1 protein-coding gene is annotated in these 1,283 nt (G+C 64.1%); it reads right to left on the bottom strand.

Features of this window, described 5'->3' with window-relative positions; translation table 11 throughout:
* Positions 1 to 92 precede the first annotated feature (92 nt).
* Positions 93 to 1,283 carry an elongation factor Tu gene (gene tuf / locus DXK21_RS16400; RefSeq protein ID WP_114818832.1) on the bottom strand — a complete coding sequence of 397 codons (1,191 nt, stop codon included), beginning with the start codon at positions 1,281 to 1,283 and terminating at the stop codon, positions 93 to 95.

A 1,283-nucleotide genomic window follows, 5' to 3' on the forward strand; every position in this document is an offset into this window, starting at 1 on the left:
CTCCGGGGGCCGTTCTGTTACGCTTTACTGCGGCTGCTCCGAGGAGCGGCCGGTACGCTTACTGTTCGGGTCCGAAGACCCGGATCAATCGCTTAGGCGACGATCTTGGACACCACGCCGGCGCCGACGGTGCGGCCGCCTTCACGGATGGCGAAGCGCAGCTTCTCTTCCATCGCGATCGGGGTGATCAGTTCGACGTCCAGCTCGGCGTTGTCGCCGGGCATGATCATCTCGACGCCTTCCTTCAGGTGCACGATGCCGGTCACGTCGGTCGTACGGAAGTAGAACTGCGGGCGGTAGTTCGTGAAGAACGGCGTGTGACGGCCGCCCTCTTCCTTGGTCAGGATGTAGGCTTCGGCCACGAACTTGGTGTGCGGCGTGATGGAGCCCGGCTTGCACAGCACTTGGCCGCGCTCGACGTCTTCACGCTTGGTGCCGCGCAGCAGGACGCCGACGTTGTCACCGGCTTGACCCTGGTCCAGCAGCTTGCGGAACATTTCGACGCCCGTGCAGGTCGTCTTCTGGACCGGACGGATGCCGACGATTTCGACTTCTTCACCGACCTTGACGATGCCGCGCTCGACGCGACCCGTGACCACGGTGCCGCGGCCCGAGATCGAGAAGACGTCTTCAACCGGCATCAGGAAGGGCATGTCGACCGGACGTTCCGGCTGCGGGATGTAGGCGTCGACAGCGGCCATCAGCTCCAGCACGCGCTCTTCGCCGATGTGGGCGTCGCGGCCTTCAACGGCGGCCAGGGCCGAACCCTTGACGACCGGGATGTCGTCGCCCGGGAACTGGTAGGACGACAGAAGTTCGCGAACTTCCATCTCGACCAGCTCGAGCAGCTCTTCGTCGTCGACCATGTCGACCTTGTTCAGGAAGACGACCAGGGCCGGAACGCCGACCTGACGCGACAGCAGGATGTGCTCGCGCGTTTGCGGCATCGGGCCGTCAGCGGCCGAGCAGACCAGGATCGCGCCGTCCATTTGAGCGGCGCCCGTGATCATGTTCTTCACGTAGTCGGCGTGGCCGGGGCAGTCGACGTGGGCGTAGTGACGGTTGGCCGTCTCATATTCCACGTGCGAGGTGTTGATCGTGATGCCGCGGGCTTTTTCTTCCGGGGCCGCATCGATGTCCGCATAGGCCATGGCCTTCGCGCCGCCGGCCTTCGCCAGCGTCATCGTGATCGCAGCCGTCAGCGTCGTCTTGCCGTGGTCAACGTGGCCGATCGTGCCGATGTTGCAGTGCGGCTTGTTACGTTCGAACTTTTCCTTGGCCAT

This window comes from Brevundimonas bullata, from assembly GCF_003350205.1.
GTDB lineage: Bacteria > Pseudomonadota > Alphaproteobacteria > Caulobacterales > Caulobacteraceae > Brevundimonas > Brevundimonas bullata.